Source organism: Methanolobus psychrotolerans, from assembly GCF_002243045.1.
Taxonomy (GTDB): Archaea; Halobacteriota; Methanosarcinia; order Methanosarcinales; family Methanosarcinaceae; genus Methanolobus; species Methanolobus psychrotolerans.
Genome location: NZ_MBKP01000089.1, coordinates 1 through 3,832 on the forward strand (window position 1 = coordinate 1; position 3,832 = coordinate 3,832).

Sequence of the window (3,832 nt, forward strand, 5' to 3'; positions counted from 1 at the left end):
ATTGTATTAATAGATTGCGCTGATATTACAGACAGATTTTCGATTACTGTAGAGGACTACAACATAAAATTTAAGATGGAAGTAGTACCTTCCAACTAAAAGATGGAGAATGTGTGTAAGAGGAAACGTTATTAACAGACGTAATCAGAAGGATAGTTATGCCCTAAAAACAGCAGAGTTAAGGTTAGTAAATGTTTTTGACAATGAAGCTATTACTTTAATCGACAACGACATTGAAATAAAAGTTATGTGGTCTGCGGTTGCTACTTTAAAAGAAACAAAAAAGAGCTATCATGGAACCCAAACAAATTTAAATGACTTTAAAATAAATGAATATAACTCTTCATTGGCAGAAGATTGATATTTCAACATTTTTATTCAGAATTAGTATTCTGTTTGACTTTTTTAAAAAAATAAAAAAATAAAAAGTTCCGTTTTTTACAGTTACCTATATCCCCCCTCACTTATGCGGGGTAATAGGTATCCTGAAATTAAGATACTCAAAATTTTGGAAAGTTGTTTTGTATCAAACTATAGTTTTCAACAAAGTTTATGTAGAGTTATTTTGCTTTTAGTTTCATGGTTTGTGATAAATGTGGAATAAAAGAAATATTGTATTATCAAAGAGAAAAACAAAATGCGAAATGTTGTCCCAAATGTAATGGTTTGCATATATTAACAAAGGAAGATAGCATAAAATTATGTGAAAAACAATATCAGTTCGTAAATGACATTTTTTTACCTGCTTTGAAAAAATACAATAAAAAAAACTTTCTGGTTTGGCTACTTGATTTCCGTGAAAAGTTATACAGCAAATTTATCATAGAAACCCCATTCATTAAACTAAACGAATTGTTGTCAATAAATATTCTAATAAAGAAAGTTATAGAGTACAGTGACGAAACTGGTGGAATTGAAATTGACAAAACAGAGAACGTAATGCAAATTCTTTCTAGTTTTCAAACGCTAATTGAAATCAAAGAACATTGTTATTTAATAGAAGAGGATTTTGGGTACTATATAGTAAAAGAAGATATTGAGATCGAAAATATTAATCCAAGTAAATTGTTCTCTAACTTTGAATTTGTCTATGACGAAGATTGGATAATAGTCATTGAATCTTTTGACCAAAATCTGATTATGACGGCGGAAGAGGGTAAAAAGTTTCTCGATAATTACCAAGAAGAATATGAGAGAGTAAAAAACAACACTACTAATGTTAAAATGAATACTCCTGGTGAGTACATACATAACTTATATCCATTATTGCAAAGTTTTACAGCAGGATTAACTAAAAACAAGTTATTTGAGAGTACATTTAATTTTGATTACTTGGAAGACAAAAAGGTTCTTATTGGTCTTTTTCAAAAACTTATTAACAATTTTGGCTTTCAACATGGCTTATTAACTTTTACAAACAGAGACCAATTTGAACAGTTTTTGCAAAGTGAATTCAAAGACTTAGATCAGATTAAACTTTACAAAGATTTGGTATATAATGGTGAAAACCAAGATATTTTTCCTCTTTTCGTAGAATATGAGGATAAAGTTGTCATTTCATTATATTTTACTAATTTAATTGAATTGTTTTACTATTCTATTTACTACAAAGATTTGTTCAGAAAAGAAACTGAAGCATTATCCGAAATATTTGAAAAAATAGATGTTCCAAATGAATTTCACAAAAACGGGTTTAACGTAAGAGTGAATACGAAAAAGAAAAATAAATTAGAAATCGATACAATTGCGTGGAACAATAATACTTTATATATTGTCGAAAGCAAAATCTGGGATATAAGACCTTTTTTTGAACACAGAAGAGTTCATGGTCATAGGGAGAGAGATTTAAAAGGTATTGTAGATGGGTTTAAATATACAGGTGGGAATCCGAAACCTATACCAAACCTTACAGATAAAGTCAATTATGTGAAAAATAATTTAGAGAAGAATTTATGTGATTACAAAGAAAATATGCAATTTCCTGATCATGCAGATGTTGATTATAACAACATAAAAGAATTTATAGGGGTCGCCGTTACTAAAAGTTATCCTCCAATAAAGGAGTATAAAAATGTAAAAATGGTAGGGTTTAGAGAAATTGGTTCCCTCGGGAAAAAATAAAAAAAAGGAATAAGCTCTCATATGAGCTTATCCGCAAGATTCCTCATAAATCTAGCATTCAGGTTGATCTCTCCGGTTAGCCTGATTGTATCCTGAATCCTCTTCAGAGTACCTCTGTAAGCAACCCCCACCTTTCTAGCTGTATCAGGAGTTAGTTCCAGTATCTTATCCATGATATCCTGCTTATTGACAAATACCTGAGCCTGCCAGATATCCAAAGGCTGGTCATCAATATTGTTAGCTTCCTTTCCAATAAGGATAACACTATCAGCATGGATGTGCCTGCGTTTCATTGGTCCTATATCCCCTTCATACTTGTATTCAGGGTGGTCTGCATACTGCAAGATGGTCATATTCAGAGATTTGAAGTAATGAGATCCCTGTTTAATCTCACCTGTATTGTAGTCTAGAAATGGTTCATAGACTATTTTCTGCGAGTCTTTAGAGTATGGCGACAAGGGTTTAATGGCTTGTCCATTATCCTCTATAGTTTGAAAACCAACATTGCAAAAATTGAAAGGTTTGATTTGTTCAGACCATGGTTTGCCTTCATTGATCTTCTTAAATCTCTTCAACACATTTGAAGTGCTGACAGTAAGCTTTGAGACCGCATAGAGATTAGAATACTTCTCCTCAATGTCAATTGGTTTTATGATCCCATAATGTAAGCGAAGAATATCCAACCAGACATCAGCATGCCAGTCTTTATTGTCATTAGGAAAAGGATTTGCCAAATGTCCCAGACCATGCAGTTTGTAGGACCTCTCATGCTCATAGAAGCTGAAGTTCTCTCCTTCCTTGTTGTATAAAGCATATCTCTTAGAACAAATTCCATAGAACCACATATCTTCTTTTTCTGGCTTCAGCAACGATATGTCAAGGTTGTAAGGGTTAAGTGGCTGGAAGTAATCCACAACATCTTGAGCATGCTCAGGTGGAACAAATACCGAGTCAGTGTCCATGTAAGCATGGGCTGAGCCAAGCTTCTTTACCTTGGCCTCAGCCATGGACAAAAACAGGCGAGAACCTGAAGTAATCATCACTGCAAGCAGTGGATGATAGTACTTTCCGGGTTTCTCAAATCTGTTTTCAGAGGTATCAAAACTATCAAGACCATAGACCTCTATATCGCTCTTCTTGTCCTCAGGATTGAGTTCTATGAAGATTCCATAACTCATAACATTAACAAGAATCTTGATTGCTTGTGCCTGACTTGAAAGGTGTCGATACTCAGAACTATCCCTCTTCATATTCTTCATTCTGATTTGGATTTTCTGCCTTTCTTCAACAAAGACTTGAATGAGGTTGTCTTTCCTTGGATCAAGGTCTATTCCAAGTATGGAGGATTGATTAAGACCTTCTTGCACACCTGAAGGAACAAAACGGACAGCTTCAACAATCTCTGGAACTTTGCCAGTTAACAGCACTGAACTGATTATATCAGGCAAGGAGAACCACATTGGAGATTTGGATGTTAGATAGTTGTCATCGGCGGTGAATAATTCCCCACTTTCGGCGGTTTAAAATTCCCCAGTTCACAATTCCTGACAAAAGTTCAAGGATTGTGAATAATGCTGAAAGCGGAGGATTGGCTATTGATTAGAGATTTGTATTCACAAGGTCTGAGCATCAGTAAGATCTCAGAAAGAACAGGTAAAGACAGGAAAACAGTGAGGAAATATGCCCGCCAGACGACACATCCTGAAATGAA

Annotated in this window: 3 protein-coding genes and 1 pseudogene; 3 read left to right on the plus strand and 1 reads right to left on the minus strand. The window is 34.0% G+C overall.

The window, feature by feature from the left end; genetic code table 11:
• Positions 1 to 109: 109 nt before the first annotated feature.
• Together BB781_RS15055 and BB781_RS15060 are read left to right on the plus strand one after the other, a co-directional pair.
• Entirely contained in the window at positions 110 to 361 is a 252-nt protein-coding gene (locus tag BB781_RS15055; protein WP_094229264.1) for a hypothetical protein, read from the plus strand.
• 218 nt (positions 362 to 579) lie between these two features.
• Positions 580 to 2,121, plus strand: coding sequence for a hypothetical protein (locus BB781_RS15060; RefSeq protein WP_094229265.1), 1,542 nt, complete (start codon positions 580 to 582; stop codon positions 2,119 to 2,121).
• A gap of 17 nt (positions 2,122 to 2,138) precedes the next feature.
• On the opposite strand, the gene BB781_RS15065 is transcribed toward BB781_RS15060, so the two are convergent.
• Positions 2,139 to 3,569, minus strand: coding sequence for a hypothetical protein (locus BB781_RS15065; RefSeq protein WP_094229266.1), 1,431 nt, complete (start codon positions 3,567 to 3,569; stop codon positions 2,139 to 2,141).
• Between the two features lie 123 nt (positions 3,570 to 3,692).
• Between BB781_RS15065 and BB781_RS15490 the strand changes: the two are divergent.
• Positions 3,693 to 3,832: pseudogene (locus BB781_RS15490) on the plus strand (IS21 family transposase); the annotation flags it as partial.